The sequence below is a fragment of the Vibrio sp. 1401 genome, from assembly GCF_033340295.1.
The window spans coordinates 23,793-41,811 of the sequence record NZ_JAWOWF010000046.1 but is presented as its reverse complement, the minus strand read 5'-3'; the positions used below and the strand labels follow the sequence as shown (position 1 = coordinate 41,811).

Below are 18,019 nucleotides of genomic sequence, written 5' to 3'. Positions count from 1 at the left end.
GGACGGATTCGAACCATCGAAGGCAGTGCCGGCAGATTTACAGTCTGCTCCCTTTGGCCACTCGGGAACCCCTCCAGAGGATTTTTATACTTAGTAAGATGTTTTCCCAACTCATCTCCCAAGTGCGGAGCGAATCATAGCAAACTCGCTCAGGCTGTAAAGCGTTTTTCTTACGTTTTTACGTTGAATGCTGTCTTTTTGGGCAAAGATGGTAGAAAGTCAGCGTTTTGTTTGTCCTTTGAACAGAAGAGAAGCGCGCTTTTTACTTGAATTTACACTACTTGACGTTAAACACCGTATCTACTGATAAACTGTAAGCAGTTTAATGACATAAGTTTATTCGTTTAGAAGTCAATATCATGAGCATGAAAGCCACGTTATCGTTATCTGTTTTAACGCTTTCTATATTACTGAGTTCTCCATCGGTTTGCGCTGCGATGCGAGGAGGCTCAGCGGTTACCGTTGTGACTGAACAAGTAGAAACGCACGAGATCAATCAATCCTTAACTCTTATCGGCAAATTAAAGGCAGCGGAGTCTGTGGTTGTCGCATCGGAAGTCGCCGGCAAAGTGAATCAAATCGCTGTTAAAGCGAATCAAAATGTCCAGCAAGACCAGCTATTAATTAAGTTAGATGACGATAAGGCTCAAGCCGCTTTGATTGAGGCAAAGGCGTATCTAAAAGATGAACAGCGTAAGTTAAAAGAGTTCCAACGTTTGGTTAAGCGGAATGCGATTACTCAAACTGAAATCGATGCACAAAAAGCCAGTGTTGAAATAGCACAAGCGAGGCTAGATGCTGCTCAAGCCAATTTAGCTGATCTCCATATTACTGCTCCATTTTCTGGCACTGTTGGTTTTATCGATTTTAGCCGCGGCAAAATGGTCAGTGCGGGTACTGAACTTTTGACGTTGGATGATCTTTCCGTCATGGAACTGGATTTACAAGTACCGGAGCGCTATTTATCGATGCTTTCTATTGGTATGGAAGTCATCGCTAAAACCAGTGCATGGGGTAGCCAGATCTTTACTGGTCAAGTCACAGGTATTGATACGCGTATCAGCGCCGAAACACTGAATCTTCGCGTGCGTATTGAGTTTGATAACCCAGAAAATCAATTGAAGCCGGGCATGTTGATGAACGCTTCACTAGCATTTCCTGCTATTAAGGCGCCAATCATTCCTGTTCAAGCGCTTGAATACTCCGGAACTAAACGTTTTGTATATGTAATTGATGAAAACAACAAAGCTACTCGTCAAGAAGTGTCGCTAGGTGCTCGTGTTGGTAACGAGGTGGTGATCGAATCTGGTGTTGAGATTGGTGACAAGATTGTGGTTCAAGGCATTGTTAACATGCGTGATGGTGTCGAAGTGAAAGAAATTGTCGCGCCACTAAAAGCGAACACCACGGATGTGACACGCAATGACAGTGAATCGGATGAGGAAGAAAACTAATGTTACTGTCCGACGTTTCAGTTAAACGCCCTGTCGCGGCGTTAGTTCTGAGCATGCTGTTGTGTGTGTTTGGCTTTGTGTCATTCACCAAATTAGCCGTTCGTGAAATGCCTGATATAGAAAGCCCAGTCGTTTCTATCAGTACGCGTTATGAGGGTGCATCTGCGACTATTATTGAAAGCCAAATTACCTCCGTTTTGGAAGACCAGCTTTCTGGGATCAGTGGAGTTGATGAAATTAGCTCCACTACTCGTAACAGCATGTCGCGTATCACGATCACGTTTGAGTTAGGTTACGATCTCAACACAGGTGTGAGCGACGTGCGTGATGCCGTGGCTCGTGCTCAGCGCTCGCTACCTGATGAAGCGGATGACCCTATTGTTTATAAGAACAATGGCTCGGGAGAGGCATCACTCTACATCAATCTCAGTTCTGCAGAGATGGACCGTACTCAATTAACGGATTATGCCGAACGTGTATTGATGGACCGCTTTAGCCTGATCTCTGGGGTTAGCTCCATTGATCTCTCCGGTGGTTTGTACAAGGTCATGTACGTGAAGCTTAAGCCAGAACTAATGGCTGGACGTTCAGTTACAGCTTCGGACATTACATCAGCTTTACGAAGTGAGAACCTAGAAAGCCCAGGTGGTGAAGTTCGAAACGACTCAACAGTAATGTCCGTGCGTACGGCTCGTACTTATAACACGCCTGAAGATTTTCAATATCTTGTCATTAAACGCGCAAGCGACAATACACCTATCTATTTAAAAGATGTAGCAGATGTCTTCATTGGTGCAGAAAACGAAAATTCAACCTTCAAAAGTGATGGTGTAGTAAACATCAGTCTTGGTGTGGTATCGCAGTCAGACGCAAACCCGTTAGAGGTTGCTAAGCTGGTTCGTTCTGAAGTCGATAACATCCAGAAGTTCTTACCAGAAGGTACACGCCTTGCGATAGATTACGACGCGACAGTATTTATCGAGCGTTCAATCGAAGAGGTGTACAGCACGCTATTTATCACGGGCGGCTTGGTGATTTTGGTGTTGTACATTTTCATCGGCCAAGCTCGTGCAACCTTAATTCCTGCGGTTACGGTTCCTGTTTCTCTGATTTCTTCGTTCATTGCCGCGTACTACTTTGGGTTTTCTATCAACTTGATCACCTTGATGGCGTTGATATTATCGATTGGTTTGGTGGTGGATGACGCAATTGTGGTTGTAGAGAATATCTTCCACCATATTGAACGCGGTGAATCGCCATTACTCGCCGCATATAAAGGCACAAGAGAGGTTGGTTTTGCTGTTATAGCAACAACATTAGTGCTGGTGATGGTGTTCTTACCGATCTCCTTTATGGATGGCATGGTAGGTCTACTATTTACAGAGTTTTCTGTATTGCTGGCTATGTCGGTCATATTCTCCTCTTTGATTGCCCTGACGCTGACTCCTGTATTAGGTAGTCAGATTTTGAAAGCGAATGTAAAACCAAATCGATTCAATGAAGCGGTTGATCGCTTGTTTAGCAAGCTTGAGAGTGGTTATCGCGCATTATTGAAAGGCGCATTGAAAGTACGTTGGGCTGCTCCGCTGGTGATTCTAGCTTGTTTGGGCGGTAGCTATTTCTTGATGAATCAGGTACCGGCCCAGCTGACCCCACAAGAAGATCGCGGTGTTATATTCGCGTTTGTGCGCGGTGCAGATGCTACGTCATACAATCGTATGTCAGCCAATATGGATATTGTCGAAGACCGATTGATGCCATTACTAGGGCAAGGTTATCTGAAGTCATTCAGTATCCAAACGCCAGCGTTTGGTGGCCAGGCAGGAGACCAGACAGGCTTTGTGATCATGATTCTAGAAGATTGGAACGAACGTGATATCACGGCTCAGCAAGCCCTTAACAAAGTACGGAAAGAATTGGCAGGTATCCCAGATGTTCGAGTGTTCCCATTTATGCCAGGTTTCCAAGGTGGTTCGAGTGAGCCAGTTCAGTTCGTATTAGGCGGCTCTGATTACGATGAGCTCGTTGTTTGGGCTGAAATGCTAAAGAACAAAGCAGAAGAATCACCAATGATGGAAGGAGCAGAGATAGATTACTCGGAAAAAACGCCTGAGTTATTGGTTACAGTTGACCGACAGCGTGCCGCAGAGCTAGGAGTCAGTGTTCAAGACATTTCTGACACCCTAGAAATCATGCTCGGTGGTAAAAGCGAAACGACTTATGTTGAGCGTGGCGAAGAGTACGATGTGTATCTTCGCGGTGATGAAAATAGCTTTAATAATGCTGCAGATTTAAGTCAGATTTATCTGCGCACGAATAGCGGTCAGCTAGTGACGTTAGATGCGGTCACAAAAATTGAAGAAGTGGCGGCCTCTATTCGTCTTTCTCACTACAACAAACAGAAGTCCATCACTATTACTGCCAACCTGTCGGAAGGTTATACATTAGGAGATGCGCTGGATTACCTAGACCAGGAAGCCATCGACAACTTACCGGGTGACATTTCGGTGAGTTATTCGGGGGAGTCGAAAGACTTTAAAGAGAACCAAGCGAGTGTTGCTGTTGTGTTTGCATTGGCACTGCTAGTGGCGTATCTCGTGTTGGCGGCTCAGTTTGAAAGCTTCGTAAACCCGTTAGTGGTCATGTTTACGGTGCCGATGGGTGTATTTGGTGGCTTCCTTGGTTTAGTTATTATGGGCCAAGGTATGAACATTTATAGCCAGATCGGCATGATCATGTTGATTGGTATGGTGACGAAAAACGGTATTTTGATCGTAGAATTTGCCAATCAGCTACGTGATCGTGGCGTTGGGTTTGAAAAAGCGATCATTGATGCAGCTGCGCGACGTCTACGTCCAATCTTGATGACTGCGTTTACCACACTTGCTGGCGCAATTCCGTTGATCGTATCGACAGGGGCGGGTTATGAGAGCCGTATTGCCGTGGGTACGGTAATCTTTTTCGGGATGGGGTTTGCGACATTGGTGACCTTGTTTGTTATCCCGGCAATGTACCGATTGATTTCGGCGAAAACACAAGCACCAGGTCATGTAGAAGCAGAGTTAAACAAAGCAATTAGCCATGATACGAAGGGCCGTATAGCGCACCCTTAAATCAAACGTTAAAACATAAAAGCCGAGGTAATAACCTCGGCTTCTCTTTATCGGTTTAAAGTTAGCTCGGAAGCGTTCGATTAGAAGCGTTTCCCTAGGCTGATTTGTACACCTTCGTAGCTGTCGTAAAAATCTTCAAAACCCATATCCGCGACATTATAAATGTACTCTGCGCGTAACCAGATATCTTTGCTCATATCCCAATGGACACCAGCACCGATGTTGAATAGCGCGCCTGAATCATCTGTGACTTTTTGTTCGTTTGGAACATACATTTCAGCTTGAGTGCCAAGCGCAGTTACGCGACCAAACAGTGACAGCGGCGTATCGCCTAAGTTATCACTTGTTACAACAGCAGACATACCTGCTTGGTAATAGTGAAGATCTAAGTCAGTTTTTAGAGCATCGTTCTTAAGTTCATTTTGTGAATAGCGCAGAACCCCTTCAAACGCGAGGTATTGGTTTATATGGTAACCCCAGCCAACTGTGATATGTGGTGTTGACCACTCATTGTCTCTATCCGAGCCGAAATACGGTGTATCAAAACCAACGTTACCAGTACCCAGATAAAAATAAGATTGATGAGCTTGTTCTTGAGCAGCTAAAGTTGGCACGCTAATGGTCAAGGCAGACAATAATAGAATGGCGTTTTTCATAACTAGACGATAACCTTGGTAAAAGACCGTTGTAATGATTTGTTTAAATGTTAATTTAATCAATAGGATGGATGGTAATTATCATATCAGCTTTTATCAAAGGTAGTGATTTTAGAATGGGAATTGTTGCGCTAAAGCATACTTCTTACTCATGACTACCGACTAACTAGATATGGTGACGAAAGCTAGCTAAATAAGAGAGAAGGAAAGGAAAGTGGCTGAATTCAAATACAAAAACTTGACTCAAGAAGAACAAGATAAGTTAGACGCGGCGACATTTCGCCGTTTATTGGCGCATTTAGATGCTAACAAAGACGTACAAAACATCGACCTGATGATCCTTGCGGGCTTCTGTCGCAACTGCTTTAGCAAATGGTATAAATCTGAGGCTGAAAATCTCGGTTTGGATTTAGATATTGATGACGCTCGCGAACGTGTTTACGGCATGACTTACGATGAATGGAAACAAAATCATCAACCAGCGGCAACGCCAGAACAATTGGCTGCGTTTGAAGCGCGCCAGAAAAAGTAAAACCCAGCGATAAAAACAGCCCACATGAAGTTGGGCTGTTTTTTAAAGTCCAGTTTGCACGTTAAGCGTTAGTTGAGCCGCAACAAGCTGGCTCAACGCAACCTTTTGCTTGAATGACTTCGAGTTGAGCTAAGTAAGGTTGAATATCGCCGATGTTCTCTTTTACCCATGTTAAGTCATAATACGTATCTAGGTAACGCTCTCCAGAATCACATAGAAGCGTCACGATAGAACCCTTCTCACCGCGTTGTTTCATCTCACAAGCCAATTGCAGCACACCGTAAAGATTGGTGCCTGTTGATGCGCCGACTTTACGCCCAATCAGCTGAGATACCCAATGGGCGGTTGCCACACTGGCTGCGTCTGGAATTTTGCGCATTTCATCAATGACACCAGCAATAAAACTTGGTTCGACACGTGGTCGCCCGATACCTTCAATTTTGCTGCCAGTATCGCCTTTCAATGAGTGATTTCCTGACTGGAAAGCATCGTAAAACACTGAGTTTTCAGGGTCTACCACGCAAAGCTTAGTGTCGTATTTTTGGTAACGAATAAAACGGCCAATGGTTGCTGATGTGCCGCCTGTTCCAGGACTCATCACTACCCAGCTAGGAATCGGGTGATCTTCTAACTCCATTTGGCTAAAGATAGAGTTCGCGATGTTGTTGTTACCGCGCCAGTCAGTAGCGCGTTCAGCATAAGTAAACTGGTCCATGTAGTGACCATTTAGCTCTTGAGCCAAGCGTCGAGACTCGTCATAAATCTGATCTGAGCGCTCTACAAGATGCGCTTTACCACCGTAAAACTCAATTTGTTCAATCTTTTTACGTGCGGTGGTTTTCGGCATAACAGCAATGAACGGTAAGCCAAGCAAGCGAGCAAAATACGCTTCTGAAACGGCAGTGCTGCCTGAGGACGCTTCAATCACTGTGGTTTCAGGACCAATCCATCCGTTACAAATCGCATAAAGAAACAACGAGCGTGCCAATCGGTGTTTCAGAGAGCCTGTTGGATGCGTGCTCTCATCTTTTAGGTAGATATCGATACCATCAAGAGAAGGCAGTTCAAGTTTAAATAAATGAGTATCAGCAGAACGTTGAAAGTCTGCTTCAATTTTACGCACTGCATTGTTGATCCAGTTGTGGTCAGTACACATGGCGTCTCTCCTTGGAAATCGATAGATAAGCATTAGATGGGAATAATTTACCTATAATACGAGAGAAAAACTTTGCTATAGTTGCCGGTAATGACTATTTTGATAGAAAAGTTTTCTACACTTCGTGGGTTTTATAGGATGAGTTTGGATCGGGTCGATAAACAGCTGCTTGCGTTGTTACAAACCGACAGCACCTTGTCATTAAATGAGTTAGCAGAGCAGGTAAATCTGACAACGACGCCATGTTGGAAGCGTTTGAAAAGGTTGGAAGAAGAGGGTTACATCGAAAAACGCGTGGCGTTGTTAAGTGCAGAAAAGCTCGAGCTATCTTTCATTGCATTTGTTCAGTTAAAAACGATTGATCATTCCGAAGGTTGGTATCACCATTTTGTTACAACTGTGAGTGACTTTCCTGAGGTAATGGAGTTTTATCGTATGGCTGGCGAGTATGACTACATGATGAAAGTACTAGTCAAAGATATGAAGTGTTTTGACGAATTCTATAAGCGGTTAGTTAATAGTGTAAAAGGGCTATCTAATGTGACTTCAACATTTGCTATGGAGTCCATTAAATACACAACAGAGTTACCAATCCTAAAATAACTCGCCCTATAAGAATTCTATCTAATGTTAATTCTACCTTTTAGTATTTTAAATGTTAAAAGGTAGTTTGATTATGCTTTTAAAACTATTTCCTACCAGATTTTTATAAATATAAACGATATTTATTCTCTCTTCTATTTTTCATTAACCATTTGTTTTTACAGTCCATTAATCCTATACATCATAATGAAAGAAAAAATAACGCAATTTTTTCTCTTTCTTTTTCATGTTTTATTTTATTGAATATTAATTTTTACTAAATTAATGGAAGAGTTTGATTTAAACGTTTGCTTTTTGTGTTTTCATGTAATTTGGTCGCTATTTTTGAGTATTTGTTTTTAGGATTAATACAGTAGCGATTACTTAAGTAATAAAGTACTCAAAAATGGGGGTAGTGATTAATAAAACATCGTATTATTATCGCCCCATCTTGTATGTAACAAAGTATTACTAAAAATGAACAGAAATTACTATTTGCTTTTTCTCGCAGCTTTACTCGCTGGCTGTGGCGGTGGGGGAGACTCTAAGCCGAACAATACGAAGACACCAACTACGGTAACAAAGCAGAACCGTCCGCAATTAAAAGTGGAAGACACGGTGTTGAAGTTTGAAGGAGTGGGAACGGTTACTGAAGCAAAACTGAGCAATGTACATGGGTCGGTATCTTACCAAGTCATTGACTCTAATCCGCCAAATGTCGTGAAAATTAATGACTCAGGAATACTACAAATTCTGCGCCCAGGAACGGCGACGATTCTTGCTACAGATAGTAGCTCTGCTTATGAATCTTCTGAAGCAAGATTTTCTGTCACTGTAGAGCGAGGCATCAATACTGAACTTTCAGTGAGTGATCTGAATTTCAATGCGATTGAGTCAGAAGGAAAAGCGTTGATCGTCCGTGGCCAAAAAGGCGAACTGAGTTATGAGGTAGAAAGTGGTCATAACTTGATTCGTGTTGATGAGAACGGTTCGGTATATTCATTAGGTTCAGTTGGTCAGGCATCGGTGCTGATTACTGATTCAGGTAACGACTTTTACTTGCCGAAACAAGTTCGCGCTACGGTTAAACTGCATGCAGTAGCTCCGGGGCAATTACAGTTCGCTTTGCTTGAAGACGAGTATCGAGAAGGGTTGACGTTAGAACCAGTGCGTTTAGATAAAGCTCAAACGCAACGTATTTCTTACAAAATTATAAATAGCGTACCAGACAGCAAGGTGGCCGAGTTGCTAGACCCTGAAACGGGTTTGCTTCTTGTTCATAATGTTGGGCAATTAACGGTTGAAGCGACAGCAACTTACAGCGACGCGTTTCTGGATAAACAGCAAACAGCGCAATTTTTTGTGGATGTAAAACAAGGCAAGCGTCAAGAAATCAGCGCAGCGGATATCGTCACAACTTATGAGGAAGGTGGACGAATTTTCCCTAAGGTGACGAACGCCTACGGTGACTATGAGCTGAGAATCATTCGTGGTGAAGACGTTGTTGCTAAAACAGAAAATGGTGAAGCATTACTGATCAAAGGTGTTGGTGCTGCTGAAGTGGAAATTTACGAGCATGATATGCGTAATTATCCTGCAAGCAAAACTCGTTTTGATCTTGAAGTTAATCGCGCGCCTCATCCCGTTATAAAAGACATTGAAATGCCGCTTACCTATCAACCAAATCTTTCAATCCCTCTGGCGTTTAAAGGGCAAAAAGGTAACGTAAATCTAGTTAGCAGCTTACCTAATGGCTTACGAATGACTGACGGCAAGTTGGAGGTAGTGACTGCGGGTGAGTACGGCCTTAAGTTTGAAGACGATGGTGGGGAGTTCTACCAACCTATTCAATTTAATGTCGTCATTAAAGTTGCAAAGGCTGAAGGCCAACCGATGGCAACGCACGATTATGACGTTGTATACAGCAACAAATACAGTTTTGATCTTCACCGTGATTTTGGTTTGAGTGCTGACGAGCAAATTGAGATTGTAGATAACACCGCACCAGATGTTGTCGGTGGTTTGAGTGAAGGACGTCTCCATGTGTATAAAGCGGGTAAAGCGACGCTAACTGTGCGCAGAAAAGAGAGCGCGAATTATACTGTTGGTCCTGATCAAAAAGTCTATGTGACAATTTTGAGTGCGCCGAGCCGAATTGAAGTTCAATCCGATGTGGAAGAGATTTGGAAGGTTGGCCAAACATTTGTTGCGCCGAAAATCTCTGGTACGGTTGGAGAAGTTACGTACCGATTTGCAGACAACGCTGCAACAGATGTGGTTTCCTTAAACAGCCAAACGGGTGCCATGCAAATTCTTAACGCGGGTAGCACAAAAATTATTGTTTCGGATGCGGGGGACGACAAAGTGGATCCGGGTGAAAGTAGTTTCTCGGTCACGATTAAACAAGGCACAAACCCTGTATCGGTTACTTACCCAACGGTAGAATTCTCCGCTGGTAGTGTTATCTCACCAGTGATGAGTGGTGGGACTGCGAAGGCAAGTTACCGTCTTATTAACCAAAAAGACCCTGTGGTCGAGCTAGTTTCTCCTGATACAGGGCGTTTGAAAATCCTGCATGCAGGCACGTACCAATTAGAGGTTACTCTTACTGGGCGCAACTACAAAGCTAAAACAATCGTCGTAAATGGCACTATTAACAAAGCGAATCACCCTGGTTTAAGTGCTTCTACAATGAAGGTGGAATTTGAACCATTTAAAAAGGTTAAGCTAGACTTTGGTACACCAATAGGAAACCGCAGCTATCAAATATCCAGCTCAACAATTAAAGGAGTCGCTTCATTAGATGTTGATAAGGAAGAGCTGACGTTACTTGACCTCCCACCAGTAAAAAGACGTTGGATTTCTCTCGACGTTTCGGAAGGAGAATCTCGAGATTACAAAGCGTTGGAAAGTAAGAAAGTCCAGCTGTATCTAAGCTTTGCAGATGAAGGTGTTGCGGATCAATATACATTGCTTGAAACTGAACAAACAGTATTGTTTAGCACGCTAAATGCACGTGAGTTTTCTAACTTAGAAGAAAGTGAGTTTGGTTTGATGAACGTTCGTTCAGTGCGTGAGCCAACGGACGAAGAATTGAAATTATACGGCAAAGGTAAGATTGCACTACTTGCATTCAAGCCGGTGGGTAACGATGACCAAACTCTAATAAAAGGAGCGTGGGTACACTTAGCTCGATTTGATGGATGTACATCAGAGCTGTTCGAAGATGATCTCAAGCCTTTTGAAGCAATTGACTATGATGACCCAGGGTACTGCACCAGCGGCAGCACGATTCGTATGACTCGGTTCTTAATAATTGATGACTCGAAGATGGAAAAGGTAGAGTATGAGTTAGTAGCACCTGTGATTACTTATCGTCGTGGGGTTCGTGAATTTTTAGCAACGAATAAAGGTGGATTCTATGCCGACCCAAATGTCATTTACGGGAAAGGCGAATATGGTTACCCGAAATCACTTTACGAATGGTCGGTTGTTAACATGAAGTATCAACCAAATTAATCATCGTTTGATACCCATTAAAAAAGGAGTGCGGAACAGCACTCCTTTTTTCGTCTAGCGAACACGAGCTATTTCGTGTAGCGCATCACCCCTTCTTGCACGGCGGTCGCCACTAAGTGACCTTGCTGGTTGTATATTTCGCCACGGACCAACCCACGAGTATTGCTCGCCGTTGGGCTCTCTATCGCATATAGAAGCCATTCATCCATCTTAAACGGGCGATGGAACCAGATAGAGTGGTCAATGGTGGCCACTTGAAAGTTAGGCGTCATTAATGAGACTTCATGTGGATGCATTGCTGTTACAAGGAATCCCCAATCGGATGCGTAGGCCAGAAGGTACTGGTGAATTAGCTGATTCTCTGGCATTTCACCATTAGCACGAATCCAAAGGTACTGTTTGGGTTCTGCTTTTTTGGGCTTCAAAGGGTTGATAACCGTAACGGGGCGAGTTTCGATTGGCTTTTCCCCGCAAAATGTTTTGCGTAAGCGTTTGGGTAGAAATTCTGCAATATGGCTTGCGAGCTCACTCTCTGAGGCAAAGTTTTCTGGACCAGGGATATCTGGCATTTCTTTTTGATGATCAAACCCAGGTTGATCGCCATGGTAGGATGCGGTTAGGTAAAAAATAGGGCGTCCATTTTGAATTGCCTTTACGCGTCTAGTGCTAAAGCTACGGCCATCTCTCAGATTTTCTACGTCATAAATAATAGGTTTTTCTGGATCGCCAGGGTACAAAAAATAGCTATGGAAGGAGTGTACCGTGCGTGTTTCTTCAACGGTGTAGCGCGCAGCAGAAAGTGCTTGCCCAATTACTTGACCGCCATAAACTTGAGGCAAACCTAGGTTTTCACTTTGGCCACGAAACAAGCCTTCTTCTAATTTTTCGAGTTGTAGTAGGCTGAGCAATTCTCGTAGTGGTTTACTCATTGTGTCTCCTCACCGTTGTCTTTCATTCCAAGTTACCTCAACAGCCTCACTCTTGTGAAGTGGCATAGTTAAGAACTATTGAGTAACTTAGAAATAGTATTGTTCCAATTATGAAACAAAATCAATTGTTTGATAAATTCTAACTCAGTCAAACTATTGTCAAATAAAGTGACAGGAAGCAGACAGTTTTATATTCCACACCTATAATTGTTTCGGTTTAATGCTCTTTTCGAGGAATATATGAAAAAAACACTACTACTTGTTACTTCTCTACTCTTTGGGGCTGCGTTAGTGGGTTGCCAAACTTCTCAAAATACAGAAATGGAATCTACAGAAGCGTCAATGAAGACGATTACAGGTACAGTGGCTTATCGCGAGCGGATTGCCTTGCCACCAAACGCAGTGGTTACTATTGCGTTAGAAGATGTGTCCTTGGCGGATGCGCCAGCAAAAGTGTTGGCGAAACAGACATTCGAAACAGAAGGTAAGCAAGTTCCTCTTTCTTTTGAGTTGAGTTACGACAGCAATGAAATCAAACCAAACCATCGTTACAGCGTTCGTGCTCGCATTGAGGTAGATGGAAAGCTGCGTTTTATCAGCGACACACATAACGGTGTTATTACAGATGAAGCACAAACTCACCAATTAGATATTCGTCTAGTTGGAACACGTTAATACGACGTACTGAGAACAAAAAATGGCAGCTTAAGGCTGCCATTTGTATTTTTTAAGTGAAGTTTTGCCAACTTCCGATACTTCAATCCCTTCTGCTTCTAATTTCTTTTTTTGTCGCTCTAAGTCTCTGCCTTTTAAAGATATTTTTCCTTGGCTATTTACCACTCTAAACCAGGGGAGTTTACTGCCTTCTGGTAAGTTGCCCAGTGCTTTACCAACATGTCTCGCATAGCCCGGATAACCGGCCATTTTGGCAATTTCCCCATAGGTGGAGACTTTTCCTTTTGGAATTTGGTGAATTACAGCAAAGATTTGCGCTAAAAATTGGTCCATACTCAAAAGTGTCTATTTTGGGTTACTAAGGAATGGTAAACCATTGGACTTGTATATTGCTAACGGTTCTTAACCCTTGTGTTGCCAGCGACTCACTTTGAAGAATTACATTTTCTGTTCTTTAGTGTCGTTGGTTGATGAGCCTTAAACAGCATGAAGCAAACGCAAGCTAAGCTTGAATCTAGACCCTCTCAACGACTTTCAATCCCAGTTTTTGCCGTTGAGTTACCAAGTAGGTGGGGAAGCCAGGAGGCGCTATGATTTTATCGACACTTCAATTTTTCGTTACGACCTTACTCGCTGTTGTCTGTGTTCGGGCGATGAGTTTGAGCGAGGGTGACATTCCCGTTCTTGCACTTATGATCCCCGCGCTGTGGGTTCTGCCACAAGGTGGGTTCGCTGGCTTAGTATTGCTGGGCGCGATGATGGCTTTTGGTGCGACACTCTCAATGCAGCCAATTGCTTTGTCGGTTGGTGTTTTGATCCTTTTCCCACTTTTAATGGTGGTATTTTCTCGTAGAAGCTCTTTAGGTGTGTTGCTCACCGCTGGTCTTATTGTACTTACACTGCAAGTTGGTCTTATGGTCACACAGCAAGGCGGTAAGCTGGATGGTTCTGCTTGGGTTACAGTGGTTCAAACCATTGCGGTTATGGCGATGTGGTGGTCGGCTGCGCATTGGACGCCATCCAATAAACACAGCTGGTGGCCGTTGTTTTTGTTGCTCCCATTGTGGATTGCAGGCCTACCGTACGCCGTTCTTATGGCGTTAAGTTTGACGGGAATGTTAGCGTCAATGGAAGCACTTGCGAAGCTTCAACATACCATTCGTTGGAGCAAATTATTATGTTGGACATTGCCGACTGTGGGTTTTGCCGCTTTAGTCGTCAGCCCGACCACGGATGTGCCAAACCCTGTTTTCGTGGTTTGGATCTGTTTGTTAGGGACGGCTTGGATGACTGACTATATTTTACGTAGCAGCGATGAACAGGCTGAATTATGAGTTTTTAGTCAGGTAAAAAGTGACATGTGCGGCAGAGTATCGAATTGGTTGTGGAACAAAATGGAGATTAGTATATGTTCTTCATTTCATATTTACTACACTTCCAATAATAATAACCACAATATAAGTGGTTGATTTAAGATAAGTTTGTCATGACAACTTTTGCTCGAACACTGTTGCTTTTTGCATGTTGCCTCTTGAGTTTGAATGTAAAAGCCGAAGCCCCTTTAATTGCTCATTATAAAGTCGCGACTGAAGCGGATGATGTCGTCACTCGTGTTCTTTTCAATGCTGCTTCAAAGGAGTTTGGCTTTACCGTTCAATACGTGAACTACTCCAGCTTTGATGCCATTCTAAATTCAGTAGCGAATGGGGAAGCGGACTTTGCTGCGAATATCACTTACACACAAGAACGTGCTCAACGTTTTAGTTATTCCCGCCCAACAAATATCGAATATACCTACCTCTTTGGTTTAAAAGATTCGACGTTGAGTGACATTTCGCGTGTTGGCGTCCCCAAAGATACAGTTTATGCCCAATTACTTAAACAACACTACCCTGAGCTAGAACAGATCTCTTATCAAGGTCACGAACAAGCAGTAACACTGCTACGTTCAGGTGCTGTGGATGGCGTTGTCGATGCCATTAACCAGCTCAAGCCGATGCTGATGGAGGGGTTTGACGCCAAGATGCTCAATGATCAGATTTCGATAAAGCCCGTATCCATCATCAGTAAAAAAGATCATCATCTTGAAGAGTTGGACACGTTCGCTACGTTTATTCACGGGGAAGCGGTGCAAAAGCAGCTTCGCGAAGAAATTTCCCAGTATCAATTTGAATTAAGGCGAGCAGCGTTGCGTGATTCTATTCGTTTATTACCCCTTGATTTTAATGAACCAATACGGATTAAGCTCGAATCTATCTTTCCATATGTTGTATACAACGCAGATGGTAGTGTCGAAGGGATGACGGCTGATGTAGTCCTGAGAAGCTGTGAGATCTTGGCTTTAAACTGCTTGATCATTAGTGAGCCTGGTGAAAGCTGGGGTTCTATGTACCATGAGTTTATCCAAGGTAATTTCGAAATTTTGGCGCCGTTAACGGTCAGCCGTGAGCGGCGCGCATTTAGCTACTTTCCAAAGCCCCATTACGCGCCAGCATCGGTGATGGTCAAGCGTTTAGGTTACAAACCGAGCACATACTCTCATGTTTCACAGTTGATATCTGAGCGGATTGGCGTAGTTAAGGATGACTTTTTCGATCAAATGATGACGCAACTGTTACCGCTAAAAGAACTCAAATGTTATCGTACCCAACAAGAGCTCATTCAGGGGCTACTAAATGAAGAAGTCGATTACATTCCGATGGATACGGCGATGCTCAATCATTTTTTACGTCTCAGTGAATTGGTTCCGATAGAGCAGGATACCGCTATTGGCGAGTTTTATGAGTCACAACTCTCTGTTGGATTGGTCGCGAATGAAAAAGGAGCCATGCTTGCGCCTTTCTTCAGTCGAGCGATAGCGATGTTAGAAGTTGATAAGATCATTGCTCAGTACGATGTACGCCCAGACTGGCGTACCGCACTTGAATATGAGATTCGATTAGCGACGCAAACACAAGCTGTGTTTATCTTTGTATTATTGTTTGCTATTTGTGTTTCGCTTTATCTTTACCGTCAATCGAACACTGACAACTTAACAGGGTTAAGGAATCGTCGTGCGTTGCAAGTAAAGTATCGAAAAGGAGTAAACAAAGATCTATCCATACTTTACTTAGACATTAATCATTTCAAACGAATCAATGACACTTATGGTCATCGCGCTGGGGACGAAGTTTTACAACTACTGGCGCTAAAAATTCATTATGTCTGGTCGGGAAGATGTTATCGAATTGGAGGGGATGAGTTCATATTACTGGGTTATCCTACGCAAGCCGAGTTAACTAGAGCAATGAGAGAGCTCAGTAGAATCGATGTGAAAGGCAAATTATGTAGTGATTTGGAGTCTATAAGTATCTCTATTGGTTTCTCTGCAAAAAGGGAACGGCACATGAGCTTAGAGCAAGCGATGCATTTGGCTGATGAAGACATGTACATGAGTAAGCAGTCCTCACGGCACGACTCCTCTTATCGTGACTGCACGGTTTCATCATAAAGGAATGAATTGATCGAGTTTTGTTCAAACGGTAATGAAATGATGAAATTCAAGGTTTTTGCTCTTGCATTATGAGAGCTGATACTGAATAATCGCCCCATCGATTGAGGCAAGACCTCTCGAAAAGAATTATGGGGCTCTGGTCCTCTCGCAACAATAGCTCGTGAACTCGGTCAGGTCCGGAAGGAAGCAGCCGCAGCGTGTGACTTGTGTGCCGGGATGTGGCTGGGGTCCCACCCTTTGAAAGCCCTGCGTTATCGCAGGGCTTTTTTCGTTTTTGAGCCTTCTTTTATTTTGGCTACGCTTGGTGTTCAACGTCTTCTGATGATCAAGCTTCTTGAGGTTATTTAGGTATAATTTATAATCTCATCCGCTCGATACCGAACTTTCGTGAAGATTGTTTAGGGTACACTCGCCGAATAACCATTTTCACCTGGGATACTTTAATGATTTCAAAAAACCAATTAAAACTGCTTCGTGCTTTAGGTCAAAAGAAACAGCGTAAAGCGCATGGCTTATTCCTAGTTCAGGGTGAAAAGAACGTACTAGAGCTAGCAAGTAGTTCATTGAAGGTGAAGCAGGTTTTTGCAACAGCGGCATTTCTCGAACAAAATGCTGGTACGCTAAATCGTTTTGATTGTGTTGAAGCATCGCTTGATGAATTGACCAAAGCGAGCACGCTTGTGAGCAATAATGCGGCCATTGCTGTGGTTGAAATTCCGAGTGTAAAAGAGCCTCAAGCGAAAGGCTTGATGATTGCGCTAGATGGTGTATCCGACCCTGGTAATCTAGGTACGATTATTCGTGTTGCAGACTGGTATGGCATCAAGCACATTATTGCGAGTACAGATTGTGCTGATCCTTATAATCCTAAAACGATCAGTGCGACCATGGGCAGCTTTGGCCGCGTACAAGTGAGTTTGGTGGATTTGCCAAGTTACTTGGAACACGCCAAATTGCCAGTATATGGCGCGTTTTTGGAAGGAGAGAGCGTTCATAAAACGGATTTCGCTGCTGAAGGTATTTTGTTGATGGGCAGCGAATCTCATGGTGTGCGTGAAGCCGCAGCAAAATTCGTGACAGATAAGATCACGATTCCGGCGTTTGGCGGTGCCGAATCACTGAATGTCGCGATGGCGACTGGCATTATTTTAGACAACATGCGCCGCCAACATAGCTAACGCAACAATTACATAATAACAAAGCCAGTCAATTGACTGGCTTTGTTGTATTTTGCCTAGAAAAATCAGCCTGGCTGAATCTTGCGTTTAACGAAATACAGTGAATGTTGTTCGGTGAGTTAATTTTGTTTTAGTTCAATAGGCTGTGCCTATAAATAAAATTACTCCTTTCCATTTAGTAAAATCAGGAAATTAGGCGACACTTATCTAAAGGCCGCAATAAAATGCCCTTAAGGAGATAAGAATGCATTCATTAAAAGTAAAAGATTACATGACGTTGCAAGCGGTGACTTTCACGAAAGATATGTCACTTTCGGCAGCTTTAAACAAAGTAATGCAAAGTGTCACACTAGGTGGCCCTGTCATTGATGAAAATGAAAAAGTGGTTGGGTTTTTATCGGAGCAAGACTTATTAGATAAGTTGGTGAAAGCAAGTTATCACTGCCAAGATACACATACGGTACAAGAGTGTATGCATGATGATGTCTTATCTGTTTCTCCAGAAATGTCAGTAATTGAACTGGCTGACATGATGAAAGTTGGAAAGCCGAAAATGTATCCAGTGGTGGATGGCAAAGGTAAGTTGGTTGGTGTTATCACAAGAAGAGACGTGCTGCGTGCCATAGGAATGACATTAAATGAGTGCTTTAAGCATCCCGTTTAACCTCTCTGTTTAAACTTTACGGAATATTGCTTTTAAACTGGTTTGGAAAGACGCTTCGGCGTCTTTTT

At 43.2% G+C, this 18,019-nt stretch carries 14 protein-coding genes, 1 tRNA gene and 1 other RNA gene; 11 read left to right on the top strand and 5 right to left on the bottom strand.

The features are described 5' to 3' along the window. A tRNA-Tyr gene (locus R7Z77_RS19490) sits at positions 1 to 67 on the bottom strand. 292 nt (positions 68 to 359) lie between these two features. Between R7Z77_RS19490 and R7Z77_RS19485 the strand changes: the two genes are divergently transcribed. Both R7Z77_RS19485 and vmeF read left to right on the top strand, forming a co-directional pair. Next, positions 360 to 1,454 (top strand): efflux RND transporter periplasmic adaptor subunit, encoded by a 1,095-nt coding sequence (locus R7Z77_RS19485; RefSeq protein WP_005389959.1) that lies wholly within the window; start codon positions 360 to 362, stop codon positions 1,452 to 1,454. Beyond that, positions 1,454 to 4,567, top strand: a complete 3,114-nt coding sequence (gene vmeF, locus R7Z77_RS19480) for a multidrug efflux RND transporter permease subunit VmeF (protein WP_054576347.1) — start codon at positions 1,454 to 1,456, stop codon at positions 4,565 to 4,567. Before R7Z77_RS19485 ends, vmeF begins: the two co-directional genes overlap by 1 nt. A gap of 80 nt (positions 4,568 to 4,647) precedes the next feature. Here vmeF and R7Z77_RS19475 read toward each other — a convergent pair whose 3' ends face one another. Then, positions 4,648 to 5,223: a porin family protein gene (locus R7Z77_RS19475; RefSeq protein WP_053307492.1), complete on the bottom strand. Its 576-nt coding sequence runs from the start codon at positions 5,221 to 5,223 to the stop codon at positions 4,648 to 4,650. Between the two features lie 214 nt (positions 5,224 to 5,437). Between R7Z77_RS19475 and R7Z77_RS19470 the strand changes: the two genes are divergently transcribed. Next, a complete protein-coding gene (locus R7Z77_RS19470) occupies positions 5,438 to 5,755 on the top strand; it encodes a DUF1244 domain-containing protein (protein WP_005378586.1) in 318 nt (105 codons plus the stop codon). Positions 5,756 to 5,816: 61 nt separating this feature from the next. On the opposite strand, the gene R7Z77_RS19465 is transcribed toward R7Z77_RS19470, so the two are convergent. Further along, on the bottom strand, positions 5,817 to 6,911 hold the full coding sequence (locus R7Z77_RS19465) for a PLP-dependent cysteine synthase family protein (RefSeq protein ID WP_005389952.1): 1,095 nt from the start codon (positions 6,909 to 6,911) through the stop codon (positions 5,817 to 5,819). 138 nt (positions 6,912 to 7,049) lie between these two features. Here R7Z77_RS19465 and R7Z77_RS19460 point away from each other — a divergent pair, with 138 nt between their 5' ends. Together R7Z77_RS19460 and R7Z77_RS19455 are read left to right on the top strand one after the other, a co-directional pair. Further along, on the top strand, positions 7,050 to 7,514 hold the full coding sequence (locus R7Z77_RS19460; RefSeq protein ID WP_053307491.1) for an Lrp/AsnC family transcriptional regulator: 465 nt from the start codon (positions 7,050 to 7,052) through the stop codon (positions 7,512 to 7,514). Between the two features lie 456 nt (positions 7,515 to 7,970). After that, entirely contained in the window at positions 7,971 to 11,012 is a 3,042-nt protein-coding gene (locus tag R7Z77_RS19455; RefSeq protein WP_182016589.1) for a cadherin repeat domain-containing protein, read from the top strand. Positions 11,013 to 11,080: 68 nt separating this feature from the next. Here R7Z77_RS19455 and tesB read toward each other — a convergent pair whose 3' ends face one another. Beyond that, the gene (tesB, locus tag R7Z77_RS19450) at positions 11,081 to 11,941 is read right to left on the bottom strand and encodes an acyl-CoA thioesterase II (protein WP_005378575.1); all 861 of its coding nucleotides are present in this window, start codon (positions 11,939 to 11,941) and stop codon (positions 11,081 to 11,083) included. A gap of 240 nt (positions 11,942 to 12,181) precedes the next feature. On the opposite strand from tesB, the gene R7Z77_RS19445 reads away from it, so the two are divergent. After that, entirely contained in the window at positions 12,182 to 12,616 is a 435-nt protein-coding gene (locus tag R7Z77_RS19445) for a YbaY family lipoprotein (protein WP_005378572.1), read from the top strand. Positions 12,617 to 12,646: 30 nt separating this feature from the next. Here the strand turns inward: R7Z77_RS19445 and R7Z77_RS19440 are convergent, their stop codons facing one another. Then, positions 12,647 to 12,949: a DNA base-flipping protein gene (locus tag R7Z77_RS19440; RefSeq protein ID WP_005378570.1), complete on the bottom strand. Its 303-nt coding sequence runs from the start codon at positions 12,947 to 12,949 to the stop codon at positions 12,647 to 12,649. A 257-nt stretch (positions 12,950 to 13,206) separates the two neighbouring features. Between R7Z77_RS19440 and R7Z77_RS19435 the strand changes: the two genes are divergently transcribed. The 5 genes from R7Z77_RS19435 (at position 13,207) to R7Z77_RS19415 (ending at position 17,951) form a co-directional block, all read left to right on the top strand. Continuing rightward, complete coding sequence (locus R7Z77_RS19435) at positions 13,207 to 13,950, top strand: hypothetical protein (RefSeq protein WP_005389942.1); 744 nt, start codon at positions 13,207 to 13,209, stop codon at positions 13,948 to 13,950. Positions 13,951 to 14,102: 152 nt separating this feature from the next. Then, positions 14,103 to 16,106 (top strand): GGDEF domain-containing protein, encoded by a 2,004-nt coding sequence (locus R7Z77_RS19430; RefSeq protein WP_318136792.1) that lies wholly within the window; start codon positions 14,103 to 14,105, stop codon positions 16,104 to 16,106. Between the two features lie 137 nt (positions 16,107 to 16,243). Continuing rightward, positions 16,244 to 16,340: signal recognition particle sRNA small type (gene ffs / locus R7Z77_RS19425), an RNA gene on the top strand. Between the two features lie 212 nt (positions 16,341 to 16,552). After that, positions 16,553 to 17,287, top strand: a complete 735-nt coding sequence (locus tag R7Z77_RS19420) for an RNA methyltransferase (RefSeq protein ID WP_005378485.1) — start codon at positions 16,553 to 16,555, stop codon at positions 17,285 to 17,287. Between the two features lie 244 nt (positions 17,288 to 17,531). After that, positions 17,532 to 17,951, top strand: coding sequence for a CBS domain-containing protein (locus R7Z77_RS19415; protein ID WP_005378483.1), 420 nt, complete (start codon positions 17,532 to 17,534; stop codon positions 17,949 to 17,951). Positions 17,952 to 18,019 lie beyond the last annotated feature (68 nt).